This is a genomic window from Hahella sp. CCB-MM4 (genome assembly GCF_002260525.1).
Classification (GTDB): Bacteria; Pseudomonadota; Gammaproteobacteria; order Pseudomonadales; family Oleiphilaceae; genus Hahella.
This window is the reverse complement of the sequence record NZ_MRYI01000065.1, coordinates 1-611: the sequence shown is the minus strand read 5'-3', so window position 1 is coordinate 611 and position 611 is coordinate 1. Positions and strand designations below refer to the sequence as shown.

At 63.0% G+C, this 611-nt stretch carries 1 protein-coding gene; it reads left to right on the top strand.

The features are described from left to right. Positions 1 to 537: hypothetical protein (locus BTA51_RS28895; protein WP_246841233.1), on the top strand; the 537-nt coding region annotated here is incomplete at its 5' end. Between the last annotated feature and the right edge of the window lie 74 nt (positions 538 to 611).

The following is a 611-nucleotide window of genomic DNA, read 5'->3' as shown; positions in this document are numbered from 1 at the left end:
TTCTACGACTTCGTCGAGAAGTGGAAGACCAACGCCGGCAGGACCGACCTCGAACCGCTGCCGTTCGACATACGCCGCGAGGTCGCCGGCGGCCGCGCTCCCTGTCTCGAAGGCCAGGCCAACCTCCTCAAGGCCGCCAAGAGCTACGACTGGCGCTACGACGCCAGCTCCGCCGGCGACTTCCAGATATGGCCGCGGAAGAAGAACGGCATATGGGACTTCCCGCTCCAGATGCTCCCGTACGAGGGGGGCAAGTACCAGGGCCTGTCCATGGACTTCAACTTCCTCTACAACCAGTCCGAGGGCAAGACCGACGGCGACCCGGCCATGTACCCGACGTGGCAGCAGGAGACCCTGAACACCTACACAGCCGGCTTCAACCGCGTCTACTACGGGAGTCGCGCGCCCCTGTTCATCGGTAACCACTTCGAAGAGTGGAACGGCGGCATCTACATGAAGGCCGTCGACCAGATGATAGAGAAGGTGTGCACCAAGAAGGACGTCAAGTGTGTGTCCTTCAAGGAACTTGCCGACTGAATGGACGTGCAGAAGCCCGCCACGCTGGAGCGGCTCCGCAGCCTCGACCCCGCCCAGTCCCCGGACTGGTCCAC